This window comes from Roseivirga sp. UBA838 (assembly GCF_002296035.1).
GTDB lineage: Bacteria > Bacteroidota > Bacteroidia > Cytophagales > Cyclobacteriaceae > Roseivirga > Roseivirga thermotolerans.
Genome location: NZ_DBHC01000030.1, coordinates 38,028 through 61,944, shown reverse-complemented (window position 1 = coordinate 61,944; position 23,917 = coordinate 38,028). Strand labels below are relative to the sequence as shown.

The 23,917-nt window shown below is 44.1% G+C and carries 22 protein-coding genes and 1 tRNA gene; 4 read left to right on the top strand and 19 right to left on the bottom strand.

Going from position 1 to position 23,917, the window contains the following annotated elements:
* Positions 1-14: 14 nt before the first annotated feature.
* The 4 genes from B3O12_RS10235 to B3O12_RS10220 form a co-directional block, all read right to left on the bottom strand.
* Entirely contained in the window at positions 15-383 is a 369-nt protein-coding gene (locus tag B3O12_RS10235; RefSeq protein WP_286756229.1) for a glyoxalase, read from the bottom strand.
* 174 nt (positions 384-557) lie between these two features.
* Complete coding sequence (locus B3O12_RS10230; RefSeq protein WP_286756228.1) at positions 558-761, bottom strand: hypothetical protein; 204 nt, start codon at positions 759-761, stop codon at positions 558-560.
* Positions 762-834: 73 nt separating this feature from the next.
* Complete coding sequence (locus B3O12_RS10225) at positions 835-1,536, bottom strand: flavodoxin family protein (RefSeq protein WP_286756227.1); 702 nt, start codon at positions 1,534-1,536, stop codon at positions 835-837.
* Positions 1,537-1,587: 51 nt separating this feature from the next.
* A complete protein-coding gene (locus B3O12_RS10220; protein WP_189630923.1) occupies positions 1,588-1,779 on the bottom strand; it encodes a CsbD family protein in 192 nt (63 codons plus the stop codon).
* A gap of 279 nt (positions 1,780-2,058) precedes the next feature.
* Between B3O12_RS10220 and B3O12_RS10215 the strand changes: the two genes are divergently transcribed.
* Positions 2,059-2,964, top strand: coding sequence for a hypothetical protein (locus tag B3O12_RS10215; RefSeq protein ID WP_286756225.1), 906 nt, complete (start codon positions 2,059-2,061; stop codon positions 2,962-2,964).
* A gap of 20 nt (positions 2,965-2,984) precedes the next feature.
* Here B3O12_RS10215 and B3O12_RS10210 read toward each other — a convergent pair whose 3' ends face one another.
* The gene (locus B3O12_RS10210; protein WP_286756223.1) at positions 2,985-3,737 is read right to left on the bottom strand and encodes a VOC family protein; all 753 of its coding nucleotides are present in this window, start codon (positions 3,735-3,737) and stop codon (positions 2,985-2,987) included.
* A gap of 308 nt (positions 3,738-4,045) precedes the next feature.
* A complete protein-coding gene (locus tag B3O12_RS10205) occupies positions 4,046-5,635 on the bottom strand; it encodes an aldehyde dehydrogenase (NADP(+)) (RefSeq protein ID WP_286756222.1) in 1,590 nt (529 codons plus the stop codon).
* Positions 5,636-5,783: 148 nt separating this feature from the next.
* Between B3O12_RS10205 and B3O12_RS10200 the strand changes: the two genes are divergently transcribed.
* The 3 genes from B3O12_RS10200 (at position 5,784) to B3O12_RS10190 (ending at position 12,062) form a co-directional block, all read left to right on the top strand.
* Positions 5,784-8,345 carry a M14 family metallopeptidase gene (locus B3O12_RS10200; protein WP_286756221.1) on the top strand — a complete coding sequence of 854 codons (2,562 nt, stop codon included), beginning with the start codon at positions 5,784-5,786 and terminating at the stop codon, positions 8,343-8,345.
* Positions 8,346-8,579: 234 nt separating this feature from the next.
* Positions 8,580-10,640: a methionine--tRNA ligase gene (metG, locus tag B3O12_RS10195; protein ID WP_286756220.1), complete on the top strand. Its 2,061-nt coding sequence runs from the start codon at positions 8,580-8,582 to the stop codon at positions 10,638-10,640.
* 192 nt (positions 10,641-10,832) lie between these two features.
* On the top strand, positions 10,833-12,062 hold the full coding sequence (locus B3O12_RS10190; RefSeq protein ID WP_286756219.1) for a M20 family metallo-hydrolase: 1,230 nt from the start codon (positions 10,833-10,835) through the stop codon (positions 12,060-12,062).
* A gap of 12 nt (positions 12,063-12,074) precedes the next feature.
* On the opposite strand, the gene B3O12_RS10185 is transcribed toward B3O12_RS10190, so the two are convergent.
* From B3O12_RS10185 to B3O12_RS10125, 13 genes are all read right to left on the bottom strand, one after another.
* Positions 12,075-12,539 carry an SRPBCC family protein gene (locus B3O12_RS10185; RefSeq protein WP_286756217.1) on the bottom strand — a complete coding sequence of 155 codons (465 nt, stop codon included), beginning with the start codon at positions 12,537-12,539 and terminating at the stop codon, positions 12,075-12,077.
* A gap of 26 nt (positions 12,540-12,565) precedes the next feature.
* On the bottom strand, positions 12,566-13,603 hold the full coding sequence (locus B3O12_RS10180) for a serine hydrolase domain-containing protein (RefSeq protein WP_286756216.1): 1,038 nt from the start codon (positions 13,601-13,603) through the stop codon (positions 12,566-12,568).
* A 143-nt stretch (positions 13,604-13,746) separates the two neighbouring features.
* Positions 13,747-14,421: a hypothetical protein gene (locus B3O12_RS10175; RefSeq protein ID WP_189630932.1), complete on the bottom strand. Its 675-nt coding sequence runs from the start codon at positions 14,419-14,421 to the stop codon at positions 13,747-13,749.
* Positions 14,418-15,104, bottom strand: a complete 687-nt coding sequence (locus B3O12_RS10170) for a hypothetical protein (RefSeq protein ID WP_286756215.1) — start codon at positions 15,102-15,104, stop codon at positions 14,418-14,420. The genes B3O12_RS10175 and B3O12_RS10170 overlap by 4 nt, the downstream gene beginning before the upstream one ends.
* On the bottom strand, positions 15,101-15,439 hold the full coding sequence (locus tag B3O12_RS10165) for a PadR family transcriptional regulator (protein ID WP_189630934.1): 339 nt from the start codon (positions 15,437-15,439) through the stop codon (positions 15,101-15,103). The genes B3O12_RS10170 and B3O12_RS10165 overlap by 4 nt, the downstream gene beginning before the upstream one ends.
* 114 nt (positions 15,440-15,553) lie before the next feature.
* On the bottom strand, positions 15,554-16,114 hold the full coding sequence (gene pth, locus B3O12_RS10160; protein ID WP_286756214.1) for an aminoacyl-tRNA hydrolase: 561 nt from the start codon (positions 16,112-16,114) through the stop codon (positions 15,554-15,556).
* A 138-nt stretch (positions 16,115-16,252) separates the two neighbouring features.
* Positions 16,253-16,867, bottom strand: coding sequence for a 50S ribosomal protein L25/general stress protein Ctc (locus B3O12_RS10155; protein ID WP_189630936.1), 615 nt, complete (start codon positions 16,865-16,867; stop codon positions 16,253-16,255).
* Between the two features lie 13 nt (positions 16,868-16,880).
* Positions 16,881-17,819, bottom strand: coding sequence for a ribose-phosphate pyrophosphokinase (locus B3O12_RS10150; RefSeq protein ID WP_189630937.1), 939 nt, complete (start codon positions 17,817-17,819; stop codon positions 16,881-16,883).
* A gap of 114 nt (positions 17,820-17,933) precedes the next feature.
* Positions 17,934-18,641, bottom strand: a complete 708-nt coding sequence (locus B3O12_RS10145) for an SIMPL domain-containing protein (RefSeq protein ID WP_189630938.1) — start codon at positions 18,639-18,641, stop codon at positions 17,934-17,936.
* Between the two features lie 265 nt (positions 18,642-18,906).
* A tRNA-Gln gene (locus B3O12_RS10140) sits at positions 18,907-18,979 on the bottom strand.
* Between the two features lie 78 nt (positions 18,980-19,057).
* The gene (locus B3O12_RS10135) at positions 19,058-20,224 is read right to left on the bottom strand and encodes a YncE family protein (RefSeq protein ID WP_286744503.1); all 1,167 of its coding nucleotides are present in this window, start codon (positions 20,222-20,224) and stop codon (positions 19,058-19,060) included.
* Between the two features lie 89 nt (positions 20,225-20,313).
* Positions 20,314-22,293 carry an LVIVD repeat-containing protein gene (locus B3O12_RS10130; protein WP_286756213.1) on the bottom strand — a complete coding sequence of 660 codons (1,980 nt, stop codon included), beginning with the start codon at positions 22,291-22,293 and terminating at the stop codon, positions 20,314-20,316.
* Positions 22,294-22,463: 170 nt separating this feature from the next.
* Positions 22,464-23,804, bottom strand: coding sequence for a sugar porter family MFS transporter (locus B3O12_RS10125; protein ID WP_286756212.1), 1,341 nt, complete (start codon positions 23,802-23,804; stop codon positions 22,464-22,466).
* Positions 23,805-23,917: the final 113 nt, after the last annotated feature.

Here is a 23,917-nt window from a genome sequence, read left to right as displayed (position 1 = left end):
TTAGGTTAGCGTGGTTATTGGGTAAACTCGCCAATGTGCCAGAGTACAGTGCTTGGATCGTGTACGAAAAACTCTCGGCCCCATGCTTCATTTTTAATTTCTGATATACGCACTGTAGGGTACTTATGCTCTAAATTCAAAGTCAACAGTTCAGCTCTAAATGCCTCTATGTTGTCTACTTCCAGAAACAGCATGGTATTTTCTACCCAATCCTTTACAAAATATTTCTGAAGATAGAAGGCCACATTGTTTTTAAGCTTATACACGCACATATCGTGCGAAAGCTCTATTTCCTGAAAACCAAAAGCCCGGTAAAAACTCCTCGATGCTTCATAGTCTTTGGCTCCTATAAACGGGCGGATGCTTTTGGCTTGTTGTTTCATGGTTTAAAAATCATAGATATAAAGGTCGAAAAAGTGATTGAATTATAGGCGTTTGCACTGAATTAAGCTCACAGCAATGCTTTTACGGTACGGTTTAATAAACAAACAAGTGGCTATCAATTTATAAAATGTCTTACAGCGTCTGCGATGTTGTGATGGGCTTTTCTGCAGAGGTTAAGTCCGTTTTTCGTCAGGTTTAGAAGCTGAGGGTTGCTTTGTGGTGTATCCGTAGGCCAGCCCACCCAATAACCAAATAGGTGCTGAAATGAGCAATTCCCTGGCCTGAAGCTCTTCGTTTTTCAGTAGAGGCATAATGCATGATGTAATCACAAACATTAATATACCCCAAACCAAACCATTAATGATCCACCGTTTCATGCCGTGTGTTATTTTTAGCCATAGGCTTAAAATAAAGACTTGTTCACAGGAGATCAAACAGATAGTGCGTTGTTTATCGATATTCCGGATTGTCGAAATTCCATCGTTTACCATTTTCCCAATCCTTTCGGGAATTGCCATAGGAGGGGTAGCCTTCTGCCTTCTTAAGGAGTTGAGCAAGGTGCAAGAGGTTGTAGGTCATAAACGTGGTGTATCGGTTAGTAAACTCGTTCTTAACCGCGCCCGATTCTTCATCCAAATAGCTGGGGCCGGGGCCTATTTCACCCAGCCAACCACAATCGGCTTGGGGAGGTATGGAGTAGCCAATGTGCTGTAAAGCATAAAGAATAGACATGGCGCAATGCTTGGCTCCATCTTCGTTGCCGGTAATTACACAGCCTCCAACCTTGCCGTAGTATAGGTATTGGCCTTTGCTGTTTGTTTGGCCACTTAGGCTGTAAAGCCGTTCGATCAGCTTTTGAGCTTCAGAAGATTTCTCTCCCAGCCAAATAGGAGTGCCAATCACCAGAATATCAGCCCTCAGAATTCGTTCGGAAAGTTCCGGCCATTCATCTTTTGGCCAGCCGTGTTCTTCCATGTTCGGAAATACCCCGCTGGCTACCTCATGGTCTATTAGCCGAAGCTCATCGACCGTTACGCCTTCTTTGCGCATAATTGTCTTAGACAAACGCATGAGGCCTTCCGTATGGCTTTGTTCTGGCGAACGTTTAAGGGTGCAGTTCACATAGATGGCTAAGAGGTTAGAGAAATCCATAAGTATTTAGCTATCAGATTTTTAATGTACGCGTTTTATCGGACGTATACATTAGAGGGAATCGATAAATCGTTTAATCTCGCTCTTAGCTTTTCCAGTCTTTCTCTGAATTCTCCCCAGAAGTTCATCTTCCTGACCCTCCGTATAAGTAAGATCGTCATCAGTAAGATTAGCATATTCTTGTTTTAATTTTCCTTTTACAATGTTCCAGTTGCCTTTCAGTTTGTCTATTGTTGCATTCATAGTTTTATCTTTTGGTTCACCCTAAGAAATCCAAGGATGGTGCCATAGCCTTTGGTCGCTGAGGTTTGTGGTTAAATGTTTGATTTTCAGTATTTTGAATTATAGTGTGTTTTGTTTGGGTGGAAAGGTATTCTACACTATCGGGAAAATATTTCTCGAAATGACAGGGAGTAGGGGGCTTATGGAGCCTGAACGGCCACTTTAGCAGTATTTGGTTGTTGGCCGGAAATAGCCAACTGGCAAAATAGTGCTATCTTCCTAACCAATAAACACCCAATCATGAAAAGACATTTAAAGGTAGCCTCTCTGCTGATAGCACTTTCTCTGTTGCTAAGCAGTAAATGCCAAAACACAGGCGAAGACGAACGCGAACATAGATTCGGATACGTGAATTTTAACCTAGGAGAATCGCCCGTGTCGTCACCCGGTAGGCAAGAACTTTCATTGTACGGTTGCAACACGGAAATAACTACCCGCGGTACGATATGGAACGGGCAGGAAAATCTGGAGTGGAATACCAAGAACCAGGTGCTGGAAAATGTACCCTTTGGGTATAGAGAAGAAGACGGCCGTAAATACTTTATCTCCAAGTATTACATGGCTTCTCCTCCTGTTATGGAACTGATGACCGCCAATGCGGGAGAAAAGGCAGCAAGAGCTAACATTGGTCTAGTTATCCCAGACCAGTTTACTTTTTTTGGTGAAAAGCCTGTGCAAATAGTACACCTGGACTATACCATTTTAGAGCCGGTATATCTGAATTATGTGGAGGTGGACTATTATTTCCGGCCAGGAAAAAATGAAATGTCTTGCGGAGATTTGGGAGTGGATCTGATTCCTCTGAATATTCGATGTAAAGATTTTTTATGGCGCAACAAACCCTCTACAGGTTCTATTCAAGAGGCAAAAGGAGCTTCCGGAATAGGCAGACTAAAAAATGAGAAAGGACAGAATCAGGTATTTTTACCAAGTTATGGTCCCAACGGGGAAGACTGTCTTGATTGCACCATTACCATATTAGACGATATTCTTCTGAACCACGAAGTGTTTTTTGCCACTGAAGACGGGTTTTCTAAAACCATTAGCCTGACGGATTTTTATAAAAAGAATGGCCACGAAATGCCTATTCCTCTGGCATGTCGGCCGCGCTTCGAACTTCCTGCGGGGTGTAAGCCTAACGATTGAAACACTCAGGCTGAACCCTGTTAACGATTACCGCTGATGGTAAGCTGTTGACCTTGACCATTGGAGAAACTTGTGGTCAGTATACGAGGCCGAACATCTTTGTTTTCCTGTTCCACAATGGTTATTGCCCCGGTAGGAGTGGAGAACCTGGCAAGGAAAGATTCTTGCTCCGTCAGGCTGTTCCTAAGCCCCAGTGTATGGAGTAAACCTACCAACAGTTCACCGCCCTCTATAACTACCTCCTTAAGCCCATTGAAACCATTGCTGTGAATAGTAAACTCTCCGGTGGCCGGGTTTGGGTGGTGGTAAGTAATAAAAAAAATATGACTCAGGGGCGAGTATTCAGGAAAGGCAATGTAAGTCCACAAACTGCCGTTAGTCACCTCATGTTCAATGTTCAACTGGCGTAGAGCTAAAACTATTTTGTGGTGTTCCGGCCCTGTAAGCGCTAGGTAGGCTCCGGTATAATGTTGTTCAATTAAGGTCTTGTATTTTAGGGCTACATCGTCAGTTGGCTGTCCTTTTAAACTCATAAGCTCTACATAGCTGCCGTTTTCAAATTTGACATGAGCATTGAGTAAGCCGTTGGAGTGCAGTCTTCCGGGTTTTAAAGTAAAACCCATGGAAACGAACCTGTTTTTGGCGCTATCGAGGTTGGAATAGGCATACACCACATGGTCAATCTGTAAATTTTGAGCAACGGCAAGAATTGGGCAAGCAATCCATAGAAAGGCAAAGAACAAAAAATATGTAGAAACGACCGGTCTGGACATAAAGCGCTGTTATGTTCAGTGAATTTGGTCAAAAGCGGCCTGGCAATCAATACCTTCCAAAATAAAAGGAGACTACGTTCCACACTTTAGGCTTGAATAAACCAAAACCAATTAGTGTTGAATGTCAACCCAACCTCTTTCTATCTTTCCAGCGTTTTTCCTTCAGAGTAGTTTCAATCTTGGTTTTTTTTAAAACTTCCGGGCTGATCCTTAGAGCTTAGTTTCGATTTGCCCATTTTTTGCTACTTACTAGCTCGATGACCCGCATTGTTAAGGCTAACCACAAAAAGCGATAATGAACCCTTCAATCATAAAGAGTTTCTACTCAGTGTTCCATCCACGAGTCTCCAGATATTCAAAGGGTTGCTGTCTTTGAGAGCATCGGGTAGTGCCTCTTGCGGAAAATCCTGATAGCAAACGGGGCGCACAAAACGCTTAATAGCCGCAGTGCCTACAGAGGTAGTTTGTGGAGCCGTAGTAGCCGGAAAAGGGCCTCCATGTACCATAGAATGGCATACTTCAACACCAGTTGGGAAGCCATTGAACACAATTCTACCTACCTTCTCTTCCAGAATACTTACCAGTTCCGCATACTCTCGTAAATCTTCTTCCGTACCATGTATAGTGGCCGTCAGGTGGCCTTCCAGACCTCTGGCAAACTGAAGTATTTCTTCTTTGGCCGATGCATTGACCAACAAAGTAGCCGGCCCGAATACTTCTTCTTGCAGGGCTTTGTTTTGTAGCACCGTGGTTATGTGCGCTTCAAATATTTGGTTAACAGCTTTATTGCCTTCAGCCACGCCTGTTGAATGACTAAGTTCTGTTACACCCGGGCTACTTTTAAGTTGTTCTACGCCCAGATTAAAGGCACTTTTAATTCCTTGCGAGAGCATGATGCCTTCGGCCGAAGTTTCATTGCAGGCCGCCAATGTTTTCTTAAACTGGTCTGTATGCTCGCTTGAAGGGAGTACCACCAGACCGGGGTTGGTACAGAACTGACCCACTCCGAGAGTAAACGAGCCTGCTAGTCCCTTGGCAAGGGCTTCCGCTTTACTTGCCAAGGCTCCCGGAAGCATAAATACCGGGTTGGTGCTGCCCATTTCTGCATAAACAGGAATAGGCTCGGGACGTTGATTGGCCGCATCGAAAAGTGCTTTTCCGCCCCTATAAGAGCCTGTAAAACCAACCGCTTTAATGTTTGGGTCATTTACCAGGGCCATACCTACTGCTATGGTTTTACCCTGAACAAGAGAGAATACTCCTTCCGGTAGGTTACACGCCTTGGCTGCTTTGAGAATAGCTTGAGCCACCAATTCGGAGGTACCCGGATGCAAAGGGTGGCCTTTTACAATAACCGGGCAACCGGCTGCAAAGGCCGAAGCCGTATCGCCACCGGCTACTGAAAAAGCAAGTGGGAAATTACTGGCTCCAAAAATAGCCACAGGGCCAAGTGGCCGTTGCATTTGCCGCACGTCAGGCTTTGGAAGTGGCACCCGGTCGGGGTCAGCGCGGTCAATTCGGGCATCAACCCACGAACCTTCACGTACTACTGAGGCAAACAGCTTGAGCTGGTTCATAGTACGGCCTCGCTCGCCTTCCAGTCTGGGGCGTGGTAGAGCCGTTTCTTCCATGCATCGTTCAATTAGGGCGTCACCCAGAGCCAAAAGTTCATTGGCAATAGTCTCCAGAAAAAGGGCTTTTTGCTCATTATCTATTTGCTTAAAAGATGAATAGGCTTTTTTGGCAAGGGCGGTTGCCTGTTGAATTTCTTCTTCCGTAGCCTCAAAAAAGTCTGTGGGCAGATTTTCAGAGTTGGCAGGATTAATTGCCTTGAAAGTGTCTTTTCCCTTAGCAGAGGTAGAAAATCCGATGAATTGATGTCCGGTAAGCGAAGCCATAGGTTTGTTTTGGGTTTGAAATCAATGTCAGGCCAAAATTATGGGCTTTCTTTTCAGGCGCAACCTTCATCACCAATATCTGCTGATTAAATAATTAAGGTTAGCAATATGAAAGGCTTCTGCTATTTTCAACCAAACCTTAAAATACATGATGAAGAATATACAACTGCTGATTTGTGCTTTGTTGATGGCCCTGCCGGGTATCATGGAGGCACAAATACCACACCCCAGAGAGACATTTGGCCATGAAGTTGGAGCCGATTATAAGTTGGCCGATTATGACCAGATGCTTGAATACTACGACAAGCTTGCCGCTTCTACCGAGCGTGTACAGATGGTAGAAATTGGTAAATCGGTTATGGGACGTCCCATAAAGCTCTTTTTTATTTCCAGCGAGAAAAATATGGCTCAGTTGGAGCGATGGAGAGAGATTAGTGAAAAACTATCTAGGGCAGAGATTTCTGAGGCCGAGGCCCGGCAGCTGGCCAAAGAAGGTAAGGCCATTGTGTGGTTCGATGGCGGAATGCATGCCACGGAGCGGGCTCACGCACAAATGACTTCTGAGCTGGCCTGGAGAGTTGCCGCAGAGGAATCGGAGGAAATGCAAAAGATCAGGGAAAACGTAATTACTCTTATTGTTCCCGTAATGAATCCCGATGGACTTGATATTGTAGTTGATTGGTATCGTAAAAACCTAGGAACACCTTTCGAAAATACCTCTCCACCAATTCTGTATCAGAAATACGTGGGGCACGATAACAACAGGGATTGGTTTATGAACAATATGCCCGAGACAAAGGCAGTTACCCAGGTGCTATACCACGAGTGGTATCCTCAAATTGTACACAACCATCACCAGACCGCACCGCGTTGGGCCATGATATTTATTCCGCCTTTCAGAAGCCCGGTAAACCAAAAAATCCATCCCGGTGTTACCACCGGAGTTAATCTAGTGGGAACGGCCATGGCCAATCGCTTTGCCATGAAGAAAATGCCAGGGGCCATAGCCACCACGGGCTATTCTATGTTCTGGAATGGAGGTATGAGAACGGCTCCTTACTATCATAACCAGATAGGAATACTCACAGAAACGGCTCAACCCAGCCCAACACCTACTGAGTATGACCCTGAGCGATTCCCCGAAACAGTGGGGGGTAAGGCCTCAAACGGAACAGAGATTTTCTATCCATTTCCATGGAAAGGCGGAATGCTTCATTTTAGAAGTGCTGTGGATTACATGCTGGAGGCATCGATGGCTGTTCTTGATTTGGCAGCCGACAAGAAAGACGAGTTTCTTTACAACATCTATAGCATGGGACGCGATGCTATAGAAGATCGGTCTGGCGCCTTTGCCTATGTTATTCCCAAAGACCAGTGGAATCCAAGTGAAGCCATAAACTTAACCAATATACTAATGCAGGGTGGCATAGAGGCTCATAGAGCAACGGCTCCTTTTACAGTAAATGGGAAGACCTATGAGGCCGGATCTATCATATTCTACGGAAGTCAGGCTTTTAGACCCTTCCTTGCCGATTTAATGGAGAAGCAGGTGTATCCTGATCAGTTTCGTTATCCGGGAGGGCCTCCAATGCCGCCATACGATCTGGCAGGATGGACGCTGCCATTGCAAATGGGAGTAACTGTAGACCGCATAACCGATACCTTCAACGCTTCGGCAGAAGAGATCACTGAAAAACTTGTGCCTGAAGCAGGGCAAGTTGCTGGCTCGGGTCGCTATGGATACGTATTTTCCAACAAAGACAACCTGAGTGCCAAGGCCATTAACCGATTGCAAAAAGCCGGTTATACGGTGAGTTTATTGAAAGCGGACGATGACAATGCCAAAGCCGGTTCTGTAGTAGTAAGAAGCAAGAGAGGGCTGGATGATGAAGTGCAGAAGCTAAGTGCAGAGCTTGGCCTGGACTTTACGCGTCTGGCTAAGGCTCCGGCAGCACCCATGGAAGAACTAAACCGCGTGAAGGTTGGAATTTATAAATCGTGGCAGGCCAATATGGACGAAGGGTGGACACGCTGGATGCTGGAGCAGTTTGAGTTTGATTTGGATACCCTGCACAATGAGCAAATTCAGTCGGGCAATCTCTCTCAATACAGTGCACTTATTTTCCCCTCTCAGAGTGGGAGAGGCATCATGCAGGGGCATAGCCAGGGAAGAATGCCTGAAAAATTTGTGGGAGGAATTGGTGAAGAAGGTGTAAAAGCTCTCGATACTTACGCCAAAAGCGGAGGAACCATCATTTTCTTCGATGCTTCCAGCGACTTTGCTATCGAACAGTTCAAACTACCGGTCAAAAATGTACTCAGTGGTTTGAAGGATACAGAGTTCTTTATACCCGGGTCACTCATCAGGACAGATATTGATACTTCCAATCCGTTGGCGTTTGGTATGATGAACCAAGTTGCCGCTTCATTCGATAATAGCGGAGCCTTTGCTGTAGAAAGTGGAGCTCAAGGTATCGAAGAAGTAGCAAGATATGCTTCAGACGATCTACTAATGAGTGGTTGGGCCATGGGAGAAGAAAAGTACCTGGCCAATACTTCGGCCATGCTCAATGTGAACTATGGAGGAGGTAACCTTGTGTTATTTGGCTTCAAACCACAGTTTAGAGGTCAGCCCAGAGGTACTTACAAGCTTATCTTTAACTCCATTTATCAGGGAGCAAAAAAGAATAAGATAAACACGAAGAGATAAAACCGGCCTCAGAGTCTCCTAAAAGGGCCTCGGAGATTAATGGTTCTTCAGAGTTCTCTGTGAGAGCCTCTTATGGATAGAAATAGTTGTCATTCCCGCGAAGGCGGGAATCTCCAAATCAGTACAACCAATAATTAGCCCACGGTTTAAACCGCGGGCTAATTTATTTATGTTCCTGCCAAATTTGATTCTCTAAAATCTGACTTCAGGAATCTAAAAACTATCTTTGCAGCCATGACGAAAACGGATTTCAAAAGACATACTGTTACAGCTGCTTTGCCCTATGCCAATGGTCCTGTTCATATTGGCCACCTGGCAGGGGTATATATTCCGGCAGATATTTATGTGCGCTATTTGCGTTCCAAGGGAGAAGATGTGGCCTTTATTTGTGGTTCCGATGAACACGGAATGGCCATTACCATGCGTGCCCGAAAAGAAGGTATAGACCCTCAGCAAATCGTAGATAAATACCACGGCATGATCAAAAAAAGCTTTGATCAACTAGGTGTTTCTTTTGATATCTATTCACGCACTTCCAACTCGGTGCATCATGAGACAGCGCAAGAATTCTTCAAAAAGCTTTACAAGGAAGGGAAGTTTGAGGAGCGCGTAAGTGAGCAATACTTTGATGAGGAGGCCAAGCAATTTTTGGCAGACCGCTATATTACAGGTACCTGCCCTAAGTGCAACCATCCATCAGCCTATGGCGATCAGTGTGAGAATTGTGGTACTTCACTCAACCCAACCGATCTGATCAACCCTAAATCTACACTCACAGGAAATCCACCCGTACTTAAAGAAACTAAACATTGGTATCTGCCCCTGCAGAACTATGAAAAGTGGCTCAATCAATGGATAGTAGAAGGACATAAGAATGATTGGAAGCCCAACGTGTGGGGCCAATGTAAGTCCTGGATTGACGGAGGTTTGCAGCCTCGAGCCATGACACGGGATTTAGATTGGGGGATTCAAGTGCCAGTTCAGGGAGCCGATGGTAAAGTACTCTACGTTTGGTTTGATGCCCCAATCGGTTATATCTCGGCTACCCGCGAGTGGGCTGCAGAGAAGGGAATAGATTGGGAGCCTTACTGGAAAGACAAAGACACCAAGCTGGTGCACTTTATTGGTAAAGACAACATTGTGTTTCATTGCATTATTTTTCCTGCCATTCTCAAGGCGCATGGCGATTATATTTTACCGGAAAATGTTCCGGCCAATGAATTTTTAAACCTGGAAAACGATAAGATATCGACCTCAAGAAACTGGGCCGTTTGGTTGCACGAATACCTTCAGGAGCTTCCCGGTAAGCAAGATGTGCTACGATATGCCCTTTGTGCCAATGCTCCCGAAACCAAAGACAACGATTTTACCTGGAAAGACTTTCAGGCTAGAAACAATAGCGAACTTGTAGCCATATTGGGCAACTTTGTTAACCGGGCAGTGGTTCTTACCCACAAGTATTTTGAAGGAAAAGTGCCTGAGCGGGGAGAGCTATTCGATATCGATAGAGAAGTACTTCATGCCCTGGGTCAGGTACCCAAGAAAGTAGGCGATTCCATAGAACGTTATAGGTTTAGAGAGGCTCTTGCGGAGATGATGGACCTGGCAAGAATAGGCAATAAATACCTTGCTGACACCGAGCCATGGAAACTGATAAAAACCGATGAAGAACGAGTAAAGTCCATTCTAAACATTGCTTTGCAATTGGTAGCTAATCTGGCTATCGTAGCTGAGCCGTTTATACCCTTCAGTACGGCAAAACTAAGCGATTTCCTTAACCTCGGACAATTAGATTGGTCAGTTGCCGGCTCTGACGATCTGCTCAAGGCAGGCCATGAATTGAAGCAACCGCAATTGCTTTTCGAGAAAATAGAAGATAAAACCATAGAAGAACAAATTCAGAAACTGGAGAATACTAAGAAACAAAACCAAATGGAGAACAAAGAAGTAGAAGTAGCCCCACTCAAAGAAACCATTGTATTTGACGATTTTATGAAATTGGACCTTAGGGTAGGAACCATTTTGGAAGCCAAACGAGTAGAGAAGTCCAATAAGCTACTTCAGTTTTTGGTAGATACTGGTGTGGATAAACGCACCATTTTGAGTGGAATTGCCAAGCATTATTCTCCTGAAGAAATGGTTGGTAAACAAGTAACCATTGTGGCCAATTTAGCTCCAAGGCCAATGATGGGCACGGTTTCAGAAGGCATGATTCTGATGGCTGAAGACGCAGAAGGTAACCTAAGGCTTATTCAACCCAATGAAAACGTAAGCCCGGGTTCTACCGTAAGTTAGTTTAAGGTTAATGGTTTAAAGGGGGTAAACCGGTGCTAAAACCTGCCTGCTGAGAGCTATGGTAAAGGTAGGGCGTTTATGGTGAAGCTATTCCCTCCCAGAGGATTTAAGGCTGTCCATAACCATGTACTCCAAACTATAAACTCTGAACAATGAACCAGAAACCCTGAACCTTGAACATAAAACAGTTTCATGAAAATAAATGCGCAACGCTTGTTGGAAAACCTCGATCGCTATGCTCAAATAGGGAAGAAGGGCAGAATTGGTGTGGAGCGCATAGCCCTGTCTAAAGAAGACAAAGAGGCGAGAGATTTACTCAAAACCCAAATGACTGATGCCGGACTGGAAGTTCATATCGATCAGTTGGGTAATATGATTGGGCTTAGAAAAGGCAAGTCTGAAGGTAAGCCGGTGGCTTTTGGGTCACACCTCGATACTGTCTATTCGGGAGGCCGATACGATGGCGCACTGGGAGTACTTGCGGGTTTAGAATTGATTCATACGCTCAATGACAATCATATCGAAACAGACAAACCTTTGGCGCTCGTCAACTTTACCAATGAAGAAGGCGTGAGGTTTGCACCTGATATGATGGGCAGCCACGTCTATGCGGGAATGGCCGATCTTTCTGAAATTCTCAACTCACCAGCCTATGATAATCCCAATGAAACGGTTGGAAGCTGTCTTAAGTCCATTGGCTATGCCGGCAAAATGAAACCAGGCACTATTGAGTTCGATTCATTTTATGAGCTACACATTGAGCAAGGCCCGGTATTGGAACTGGAGCAAATAAATATTGGGGTTGTGGAATTGGTGCAGGGTATTTATTGGACGCGTTATGTGATAAAAGGCGAAGCAAACCATGCAGGAACCACTCCATTGTATTACCGCAAAGATGCCGGTTTTGCCTCTGCCAAAGTTCAACAGTTTGTGGGAGAATATGCTCGAAAGCGAGATAGTCGGGTATTGACTACCGTGGGGTCGGTAAAGTTTAGTCCGGGGGCAATCAATATAGTCCCTGAAAGTGCAGCCTTTACCCTGGATGTTCGTAGCACTGACGAAACGCTTCTCAAAGAGGCACAGAAAGATATCGATGCTTATATAAATGAAGTGGTAGCGAGCGATAAGCTGTTATTGGAAAGAGAGGAAATGGTACGATTTGGCCCGGTTCGTTTCCCATTAGCCATGACTGACAGTGTGCAGCATGCCACTAAATCTTTGGGATTGACCTATAAAAGAATGCCTAGTGGAGCCGGACATGATGCTCAAATGATGGCCTCTTTTTGTCCTTCGACCATGATTTTTATTCCTAGCGTAAAAGGCATCAGCCACAATGTAGAAGAGTATTCTCACGATCATGATGTGGAGAATGGAGCGAATGTGCTGCTGGCAGCGGTGCTTGGAAAATCGGGAATTGGGTAATTAGTGAATTGGTCATTTGCCGGATTCAGATAGTTCCTTGAGTTTATTCAATGCCCTAGGCCAGGTCTCATCAAAATAATTAAGGTATTCTTCAGCGAGTTCGATTTCTGCAGTTACGGTGGTTATACCATTGTGCTCATGGAATGAATAGTTCTCCAGACTACCTGCCCAACTTTCAACATCAGGGCCTTCGGTAATTTCGTTTTCTCCGTCTAAAATTCCGTAATGACGAATAGAGACAAACTCAAATGGAATGTTCTCTGCAATTTCAGATACCATGCCGCCCTTCTTACCATTTTCATCCGTTCCGACAAAATATATCTTGGTGCCTTTCTCCCAGCTTCCTTCATAAGTTGAGGTTGGATTGAATTCGGCTGTCCATTGATTGTAGGTCTCAATATTGTCAAGCCCCAACATGGTATTGTAAACCTTCTCAGCAGATGCCTTAATGTCCTTTGTGTATTGTATCTTTTTCATGCTTGAATCCATTTCCTTACTCAAGATTATGAGCTTTTTTGTCTTTTCAGAATTTTGATAATTCTATTATTTATGATTTCCGATAAGTTCCAGTTATAAAGTTTGGGATCAGTTGTGCTGTAAAAGGCTATGACAACAGCATCAAGGTCCTTATCATAATTTGCAAAACTTTGGTACCCCGGAACCCAACCTCCGTGCTCAAACTCATAAATGGAAGCGTAGATTTCCTTTTCTCCCGGCTCGAATAACGACCCATCATTCAATGCCCTTAAGAAGATGCCCACATCCTCTGCGGTGGCATGCATGCCGTGATCGTTTTCTTTTAAGTCAAACTCGTAACCCTCATGGTAGCCACTCATTACGTTGTCTATGTTCACTTCATTGAGCGAAGCGTAAGTGTTGTTAAGACCTAATGGGCTTAATATTTCTTCTTGAATAAATTGAAAGTTGGGATAACCTAATTCATCATCCATTATCTTATTGATCAACAGGTAATTCGTATTGCAATATTCATAGTCTTCACCTGGCTCAAAGTTGGCTGGTTGATCCAGAATCAATGCCAAACTTTCTTCGAAGGTTTCTGTTGGAGCCGCCCAAAAACCTGGCGCATCTGTAAAATTGGGAATACCACTTCTATGCTGAATCATCAATCTCAAAGTGATTTTATCAGCGTTTTCAATGCTACCTACTAACTCGGGTAAATAATCGGCTAATGTTTTATCGAGAGACAGTCTCCCATCATTAACCAATTTGGCAACAGCTACAGCATCATATAGCTTGCTGATGCTGGCAATCTTAAATAATGCCTGTGGGTAAGCCGGAATTTTTGTGTCTCTGTTATGCCAGCCGGATGCAAAATACCGGGGTGGTTGGCCAGCTTGATCTACATAAACAATCATTCCATCAAACCCATGGCCAATGGCTTCATCCAATTGCTCCTGAACTGTATCAGGCAGTGGAAGTATCCATGCTTTAACCAATAGCCAAGGCACAAAGTAGAGTGAGCCAATAGATGCGGCAATAAAAATGACTTTAAGTATGCGTTTGGTTTTTTTCTTGGTCATGATTCAGGGCTGTGTATTAGTGGGCTTTTGAGTGCCCAATCGATTGTTATCAAATGTTAGCGATATATCTTAAATAGCATTGTGGACAGTAATCGTGTGTTATATGATGCTCAATTTCGAAAACTCATAAAGAGAATGGAGGTCTATCTAACGTATTTCAAATACCGCTCGTTGGTCCAGTGAAATACTTCCAGTATACAGTCTTTCGTAAAAAGCGTACTAAGTGATAATATGGTCAGGCAAGCAGTTAGTAATGAAGTTGAACTGAAGTCCATCCCAATAAACTCATGGGCATAGTAGATAGTGTAATAAATCATATAACTACCAAGGCCGATTTTGCCCAGCTGGTGGCTAATGACCATCGATTTCTTTCTCCATTTCCTGAATACTCTCCTAAAGTAGAAGTAGAGTGATAACCATGAAATGGAACTAAGTGCGAGAAGTAAGACGAGGTTAAATGACGCAGGCAGATTTTTCAATATCGTACTCAAGGCGAAAGATGCCATAATGACCAGCAGTGTAACCCAAGCCCTTTCTGACCATAGATATTTCTTCAAAAGACCTTTACGGATGGATTGATAATGCTTTCCGAAACCCTTCCTAAACTCATCTTCCATCACGCTAAAACCCAGTGGCCCAAAACCTGCATGCACTTCATGAATGGCTTTCGTGATTGATTTGTTAGGGTCTGATTCCAGTTTAACTTCAACGGCAGAAGCCACATGATCCAGAATCTCCATTTCTACTTCAATATGAGTGAAACCTCTGGAGTGGATGAATTTCTTGATTTCAGCTAATTGATCTTGTGTGAGTTTCAATTGAAAGAGGTTTTGATGATGAATTCTTCCTTATAAAGCTTGCTCAGCGTAAAGAATGAGATAAGCATAATGATGCTTAATGGAATGCATATTTCAGGGTGAATAAACAGGCTGCCATAAATGTCTTTGTCAGCGAACATGTTCCAACTTTGAATGGTCATGTTGGGTACTTGCAGAGCCAGAGCCATAAAAGGGGTGAAGATCTGGTAGACCTCTGAGGTTCGGTAAACCTTGCCGGCCTTTTTACATTTCCTCCAAAACTGGATCCATTTGCCAAAGAAGAAAGTCAATGGAATGAAAATAAAGCAGATGGAGCTTATCGTAATGAGGGTTTTAATACCAAAAAGCTGCGATAGCGTCCAACTTCCAAGAATTACACCAAAAGTGATTAATACATTGGGCCAACCCAGGAAGTAGCTTATAAAAATCTGACCAAATCGTTTTCTTACTAGTCTAATTCTGGCCTTAGTTCTCTGATCTCTTATCTTGATGATGCCATTTACTCCTCCAAAACTTGGCTGCACTACATCTCTGATGTGGGTTTTGATGTCCTGAGTCTTGTCTGTTCTGTTCTCATAGGAAGTGCAAATATGATCATACATTTCCTCAAAGAACTCCATAGTATTGATGCCTATGGTTTTGAGATACTGTTCAATTGTGTGTTGTTCATCTTTCGTAATCATCCCAATCCAAGTTTAGGGTTTAACACTTTTTGGAGGTTTGCTAAAAATTCTTCCAGCTCAGAGACTTTGGCTTTGGCTTCGGCATTGCCTTCCTTGGTTAGGGAGTAGTATTTGCGGACTCTGCCGTCTACCAATTGAGTTTCTGTGGTCAGGTAACCTTCGGCTTCCAGTTTATGTAGGGTAGGATAGAGAGCTCCTTCGGTGATCTTAAATTCACCTTCGGTGAGTTGCTTTACTTTCTGGGTAATCTCATAACCATACATCTTTTCTTGCTCTTCCAAGAGCCGAAGAACAATAGTGGCCAGGCTTCCCTTGAGTAGTTTACTTGAAGACATATCCAAGTATACATAATTTTCTTATGTATAAGAAACTTGGGTATTGATTTAATTTAGTGTTTATAGTTCATTGAAGGGCACACTATGAACTATAAACCATGAACCATAAACCAACTAGTCATTGTACTCTGTCATGGTTCGGCTAATGCCGATGGTGCAAAAGCCATAAATCATATCAATGGCCTTGTCCATTATAAATGGTAGTTCATCAAACTCTTGTGGGGTAAATTTGCTAAGTACATAATCTACCTGTCTACCTTTCGGAAAATCATCACCAATCCCAAACTTCAGCCTGGGGTAGTTCTGCCCTCCCGTAAGGTCTTCGATGTTTTTGAGTCCGTTGTGTCCGGCACTGGAGCCTTTGGCGCGCATTCTAAGTTTGCCAAAGGGAATGGCAAGGTCATCTACAATCACCAGGCAGTTTTCTTTAGGAATGTTCAGTTCATTCATCCAATGGCGCATGGCCTTGCCGCTCAGGTTCATGTAGGTAGTGGGCTTAATGAGGTGGATAGTACGGCCTTTGTGTTTTACTTCGGCATGATAGGCCAGACGAGACATTTCGAAAGTGGCTCCTTTCTGATCTGCCAGCCTATCTAATGTCAAAAAGCCAATATTATGACGGGTAAGTTCATATTCCGGGCCAATGTTGCCAAGTCCGATGATCAAAAACTTCATGAAGTCCGAGTTTCAAGTTTGGTGTTCAAAGTAAGTAGTCAAACTCAAGATTTTAAACTTAAAGCATTAAACTTTGAGCACATAAAATAAAAAATCCTGCACATTGCTGAGCAGGATTTCCATAAGCTTATAATTCTATTATTCTGCTGATGCTTCTTCCTCAGCCTCGTTTTCAGCGGCCTCAAGTTCTTCGGCAGACTTACCTCTAAGGGCTCTTGGAATAGCAATGTTCACTACTGTTACCAATGAGCTGGTAAGGAATTCGAAATTGTCGGTAGGCAGTTGACCTACTTTTATAGACTTACCAATTCTTAGGTTAGTTACATCAATTTCAATTACCTCTGGCATGTTTTTCGGCAAGGCTTTCACTTTCAATCTTGGGTTTTTCAAGATAAGTGTACCACCATTTTTTACACCAATGGCATTACCCGTAGCTCTTACCGGAATATCCATCTTAATTGGCTTGCCGGCAAATAGCTGAAGAAGGTCTACGTGCAACAAGGCTTCGCTTACAGGATGCCACTGAGACTCTTGTACAATTGCTCTATACTCAGTGCCTTCAATGTTTAGCTTAATAAAGCATGCTTCAGGCGTGTACAATACAGGACGAAACTGAATGGCCGGTGCATAGAAGTGCACTTGCTCATCGCCACCATACAAAACACCTGGTACGTTGCCTTCAGCTCTAAGTCTGTTTGCTTCGGCTCTTCCGAGATTTGCTCTTTTAAACCCTATAATCTCTACTTCTCTCATTTTAATATAATTGTTAAATAAATAATTGACTGATTGAACCGTCTGTGGTAATGTTTTTAATGGCCTTGGCAAAAAGCTCGGCAACAGTTAACACACGGATTTTAGATGACTGCTGGGCGAGTGGAATGGTATCGGTTACCACGAGTTCGTCCAACACAGAATTTTCAATATTTTCGTAGGCTTTGCCGGAAAGTACCGGGTGAGTACACACGGCTCTCACCGACTTGGCTCCTTCTTCCATAATTATTTTGGCAGCTTTGCACAAGGTTCCTCCGGTGTCTACCAAGTCATCAACCAGCACCACATTTTTGCCTTCTACGCTACCAATAATTCGCATTTCGGCTACTTCGTTGGGGCGCTTTCGGTGCTTATCAATAACCACCATTTCAGCATTGAAATGTTGTGCATATTCTCGGGTTCTTTTCACACCTCCTACATCGGGAGAAGCGAAGAGAAGCTCGTCCATATTCAGACTTCTGAGGTACGGCACAAAAATAGCCGACCCATCCAGGTGATCTACTGGGATATCGAAAAAGCCCTGAATCTGCCCGGCATGCAAGTCGCAGGTCATTATCCTGTCGGCTCCTGCGGCTGTCAGAATATTGGCAACCATTTTAGCTCCAATGGCAATTCTGGGCTTGTCTTTTCGATCCTGACGAGCATAGCCAAAATAGGGAAGAACAGCAATTACTTTGTATGCACTAGCTCTTTTGGCCGCATCAATCATCAGGCAAAGTTCCACCAGGTTTTCGGCTGGTGCCATGGTCGATTGCACTAAAAAAACATTGGCTCCGCGAATGGACTCGGTAAAATAGGGAGCCATTTCGCCATCAGAGAATTTTTGCAATTGTATACCTCCCAGTCCCTGACCGAAGAATTCTCCGATTTTTTTTCCAAGGTCTGCCGATCCGTTTCCTGCAAAAATTTTATGTTCTCTGGTTGAATTACTCACGGTGCCAAATTTTGAGCTGCAAAGGTAGGAATTTAATAAATAAAATTAAGAGTGAAGTTTGAATATTTGTTGGGGTGGCCATTTGTGCCTCTCCGGCTCTTATTGGGCAGTAAATCAGTCTTTTATAAAATAGTCTATAGTGGTTACTACGCGCACATTTTTTACAAATGGCGTGTTCTGATCGCGATCGGTTATGCTAAAAACACCCTGCTTGGCCGATTTTATTTTACCCACCCGTGAGTCTGAGTCTTTGGCGAACTTTTCGGCTACCTCTCTGGCATTCTTTGTCGCCTCTTCAATCATATCCGGTTTAATCGTGTTCAGGCTGGTAAAAATATATTCTATGGGTTGCCAGGTGTTCTTTGAGCCTATGAGAATACCCTGTGCTACCAACTCAAGAGAGGCGGTAAGGCTGTTTTGCAGTTTCTGCAAATTGTTGGTGCGTACGGTAAATTCCATTTGGGCTATGTATCGATAGGGTAGGTTAGCATTGTTTCCATACGGGTTGGCCTGAGTGTCTTGTATATTCACAGGGCCGGTAGAGAACTCCTCTGGCGAAAACCCTTGCTGCCTGAAAAACTCAATGACTGTTGCTTTTTGCTGTTCCAAATCGGCTTTGAGCTTGTTGAGGTTGTTGGAGGTGAGTGTAACCTGTACCGGCCACACACCAAGATCGGCCGCTACTTCCCGTTCGGCCAATCCTTTTACCTCAACCGACCGATCGAATGCTCTTGATTTGACTTGTATGTTGCTAATGAATAGGCCGGATACCACAATGGCCACACCTAGTATGGCCATGCCTATGTTTGTGCTGCTTTTCATGTGTTTTGAGTTTATTGCTGAACAGGAGTTGAGGCGTTCCTATTGTGAGCAAAGAGGAAATTATTTTAGAGCATAGTTTGCCTGGAGTGACAGGGGCTGGCCTTTACGCTGTTCAAAGCTGTTTAAGAGGGGCTGCTTATATTTATAAGTGCAGTTGTGGTGCTAAAACTAAGGTTCAAATACCGAGATAAACCGTGTTTTTGTAGTAAGTGTGTAACATAGTGCAATAAAAAAAGCCCTTTCAATTAAATGAGAGGGCTTTTTGTTGGTCCACTAGGGCTCGAACCTAGACTCTTCTGAACCAAAATCAGACGTGTTGCCAGTTACACCATGGACCACCGTTGAAATCGGAGTACAAAAGTAGTCGTTGAGTTTAGATTTGAAAATGTTTTGAGCAAAAAATGTTAACTTTTTTTTCAGTCTTCAACCTTCCAAAAAGCAATGCCTCCGGCTTGTTTTCCAAGATATGCGGTGTCTACAACTTTAAGCGTTTGTAAATCAATTACATCCACCATTCCGGGATCATCGGCAATACCTTCCACGCTTACAAAGGCATATCGCGAGTCGGGAGAAACGGCTACACCATGAGTGACCTTCTGGCTGTTGTTTAGCCTGGCCAGTTCTTCTCCGGTCTCCAAATTCCAGATCCCGGTTTTCGCGGCCGATTTATAAGATACTACCATGTACTTGCCATCGGGCGACAGATCGATGTTATATGGCCCTTTATCGGTTTTGAATTTGCGAGTGGCTTTCCAGGTTTTGGTATCAATCTCCAGTACCTCATCGGCTCCATTGCCGGCTACATACACCAGATCTTTAGATGGGTGAGGGCTCACCCAGGTGGGTTTAAATGCTGAGTGCTTCATGGCTCCATGGCCCATTGCCGAATGATCCATTTTGGAGTGATCCATAGCCTTTTCTTTTTGACCCTTGTCTGTCATGTTGTGTCCCATGGCTGAGTGGTCCATCTTCGAATGATCCATGTCCAGCATTTTACTGGCTTCGTCCAGATCGAATTTTTTGGTAACAACCAGATCCAGTGCATCAATTTCGAATAGTTCGCCCGACATCATGGCCACCGAATAATGCTTCATTCCATCGCGGCTTAGTCGGCTGCCATGGGGCATGGCACCGGTAGTGATCTGGTCGAGCTCGGTCATAGACTCCACATCGACCACCGATACCGTGCTGGGTACCATATCGCCATGGAGATTGAAATTAACACAGTAGAGCAGGCCTGTTACAGGCGAAACCTGCATAGAGGCAGGAAAGAGGCCCAGCTGAACGGTGCCTACCAGCTCATCGGTTCCGGTTTTAAACTTGTAGAGCATACCGTATGGGTTGCCATGAGCCAGGCTCAAGTACCAATATTCACCATTGGGACCAACGGTAATACCATGCGGCCCTTCAATCTCGGCAGGCCAAACCCCTACAGGAATTGTTTTGATGGTTTCGGCTTTTTTACCGTCAAACTTCACAACCGACACTTCGTCTTCAGACTCGGCAGTCACATACACGTAATAGCTCTGAGCTTGTACCGACAGGGCTATGGCGAGGCCAAAAAGGGTAAATAGCTTCTTCATTTCTTTTGGTGGTTATCAGTGATCTATTGATCAGCACATCAGTAAATTTCTACCTATTTACTGACATACTGATCACAGAATGCTCTAAATTACTTCGACTGAATTTTTGTTTCTTTTGGTTTTTCTGGCTCCAATTTGGCCGACCACAGTCCACTATTCCAGTCAGAGAAGAAGATGTGTCCTTTGTGCAACTGAGCTCCCCAGGTAAACGGTGCGTTGGGGGTATAGCCATTGCCATCGTTTGGAATAAACCAGGCAATTTCGCGGCCTTGTTTTCTCAGGTCACCCATTAGCTCTCCACTCAAATCGAAAACTCTTACCCCGGCATTGTAGAAAGCTACATAGAGTATATCATCTTCAATCCAGTAGTTGTGAGAGCCGGCATAAGGAATTTCAACTCTGGCTATTTCTTCGGGGTTTTCCAGATCGGTAAAGTCAATAATGTGCAGATAACCTCCGGCCATATTTACTCCACCCTTGGCTGTGTTGAGTCCGTAGGGGAAGATTTCATCACCACCAATTACATAGAATTTTCCGGTTTTGCTTCGGTACGGGAAGGCGGCATGGTTGGCTCCGTTCGGATAGGCATAGCTTGCAAATTGCACCGGGTTTTTGGGCGATCCTCCGGCTATGCCATTGCCTACGTCTACTAGCTGTATACCGTCTGACCAGTTAGAAGAATAGGCGATTCCGTCTTCTACCCATACATCGTGTATGGCGTGGCCTGGCGTGTCTAGTTCAAATTTAGAAACCGCATAGGGCTTTTTGGGATCTTCTATGTTAATGATGTAGTACTTTTGACCGGCACTAAGGGCGTATATGTGTTTTTTGTAGATGAAAACATTGTGAACACCACCGGTTAGGTTTTCATCGAAAGTGGAGATGATTTCTACGTTTCGAGGGTCTTTTACATCGATAATGACCAGTCCGTTTTTACGGTTAGAGGCTCCTTCCCGGCTAATAACACAAATGGTACCGTCTTCTGAAATTTTTACATCGTTAACCGTTCGGGCGTCTACCTGCACAGAGTCTATTTTAAAAATGTTGGCAGGATTGGTAACGTCCCAGAAGTAGGCCTTACCATCGGCTCCCCAGGTGCCGGTAACCGCATAGTCTCGGCCATCTACACCTTCCCAAATCCACAGGTCTGACGTATGCTTATCGTTAACAGAACCCTGACCTACCATTTCAATTTTTCGTGTAACATCCCGAGGTACAATGCGGAGGGTTTTTGAAGCAGAAGCTACTCCAGCGGCAGCGGTTATGGTGTATGTTCCCGCTTCATCGGCTACGAACCGGCCATCTTGCTTAATCAGGCCCGATGCGCTTTGGCTTACATCGTCAGAAACGCCATAAAAGGAATACTGAATGGGTGCATCGGCAATTACATTGCCTTTGGCATCGAGTGCTTTGGCATTGAAATGGAACACATCACCGGTTCTTCCCTGGTCTCCATCAGCGCTAAGCTCAATACGAGTAATGGGATTTTTAACCACATTTAGGCTTATGGTATTTTCAATGTTTTCTGCTTTGGCAGTGATATTTACTTTTCCTTCTTTGAATGTATTGATAACCCCAAAACCGGAAACACTGGCCACCGAAGAGTTGGCTGAGCTAAAAGTAACCTGAACATCTGCTCTTTCCAGACCGGCCTTATCAATTACTTTGTATTTGAGGGATACCGGAGTACCGGCATAAATAGTATTGGGTATGCCTTCTATTTTAATTTCTGAAATGGGAGGGTAGTTGACCCTTACCTTGATGCTTTTGCGATTTCCTTCAGGATAATCGGCCACTGAACCACCACCAATTACAAGCACTTCAAACTCACCGGGTTTAAATGCCTCAATAGTTTGGGTAGAATCTACATATACACTGCGTCTGGCGCGTGAGAAAGCCCTTACATCTTCTTTAGACTTTTTGCCGTTTTCCTGAACGTAGATGTCTAATTTTTTCTTTTCTCCCACATTGAGAACAATTTCATCCGGAGCTACAATTTTCTTTTGAGCCATAAGACCTGCCGGCAGCAGGAGCAGGGCTAAAAAGGTGAGTTTTAACAAGTGCTTCATTATTAGTGGTTTAAGTTTAAAAATGAAAAGTACCTAATCTGCTCAAATCATACAACCTATGATTGACAGGTGGTATACCAAATTTTTCGGCACACAGAGGCATATTCGATGCCCATAGATTCAGTGCTTAAAAAGTGGGTTTTTCTTTTTATGGCCTTCCATTGGAGCTATTAGAGCATTTCAGTTTCCAACTGCTCTAGTGTTTTGCCTTTGGTTTCGGGCATAACCTTCCAAACAAAAATTAGCTGAAGGGCCATGAGTATGGCAAAAGCAGCAAATACCCAACCGGCACCAATGGTGGTGAACAATACGGGAACCATGGCTGGTATAATGGCTGCTAACCACCAGTGTACTGATGAGCCAAAGGACTGACCTTTTGAGCGCATGTGGTTGGGAAAAATTTCAGAGATAAATACCCATATAACAGCGCCCTGGCCTATGGCATGAGCTCCAATGAATAGAAATAAAGCAGGTGGTACAATAGAAGCCCAGCCAAAGAAGAAGGCTAGTGAGGTGGTGGTGAGAGTAATAATATAGCCAAAGGAACCTATATACATTAGGCGTTTACGGCCTACTTTGTCGATAATAATTACGCCAATAATGGTGAAAATAAAATTGGCAATACCTACACCTACTGTACTTAAAAATACGGCATCCTCACCCAGGCCGGCTTCTGAGAATATTCTTTTGGCGTAGTATAGCAGGGCATTGATACCACTGAACTGATTGAAGAACGCAATGGCAAAGGCGAGCAGGAGGGGACGTTTATACTTAGCCGAAAAAAGCTTTTCGCTAGAGCCACGTGTTTGTGGCGAGGAGGTTCGAACTTGTTCTAACTGGGCTTGAACCTGGGTGGAATGGTAAATTTTTTCGAAAATTTTACGCGCTTTTTCCACATTACCCTGCTTTAGTAAAAGCCAACGAGGGCTTTCCGGTACGGTCAGCACTATGAGTGTATAGAGCAAGGCAGGCAGGGCTTCAATGCCTATCATCCATCGCCAGGATTCTATTTCTATACTTTTAGCAATCAGGTAGTTGGATATGAAGGCGACAAGGATACCGAATACAATATTTAGCTGATAGAGGGCCACAAGGCGCCCTCTTTGGTTGGCTGGGGCAATTTCTGAAACAAAGGTTGGTGCGGCTATGGTCGATGCTCCAACACCCAAGCCACCAATAAAACGGAAGGCTGCAAAAAGCCATGGATCGCTTACAAGTGCAGAGCCCAAGGCAGAAACAGTATATAGAACTCCTATGAGAAACAAAGTCTTTTTACGACCGATCTTATCGTTGGGAAAACCACCAAACATGGCTCCAATAACAGTTCCCCACAAGGCTGAACCGACTACCACTATACCATGGAAAAGATCGTTTCGACCATTGAGCGTATACCCGGACCAGAGTTTCTGTAGCTCTTGTTCGGCACCATTGATTACTATGGTATCGAATCCAAATAGAAATCCGGCCAATGCTCCGGCAATCGACCAGTAAAAGACTTTGTTATTGTTCATTATCCGTGTTTAAGTCAGCAGAGTGAAAAATATTCAATCCGGTTAAGCTTCCGTGCCGACTGCCCGGTTTTGTTTCAGTGGTTGGCTTGCGAGCAGCCTTTCGGTAAGTGTAC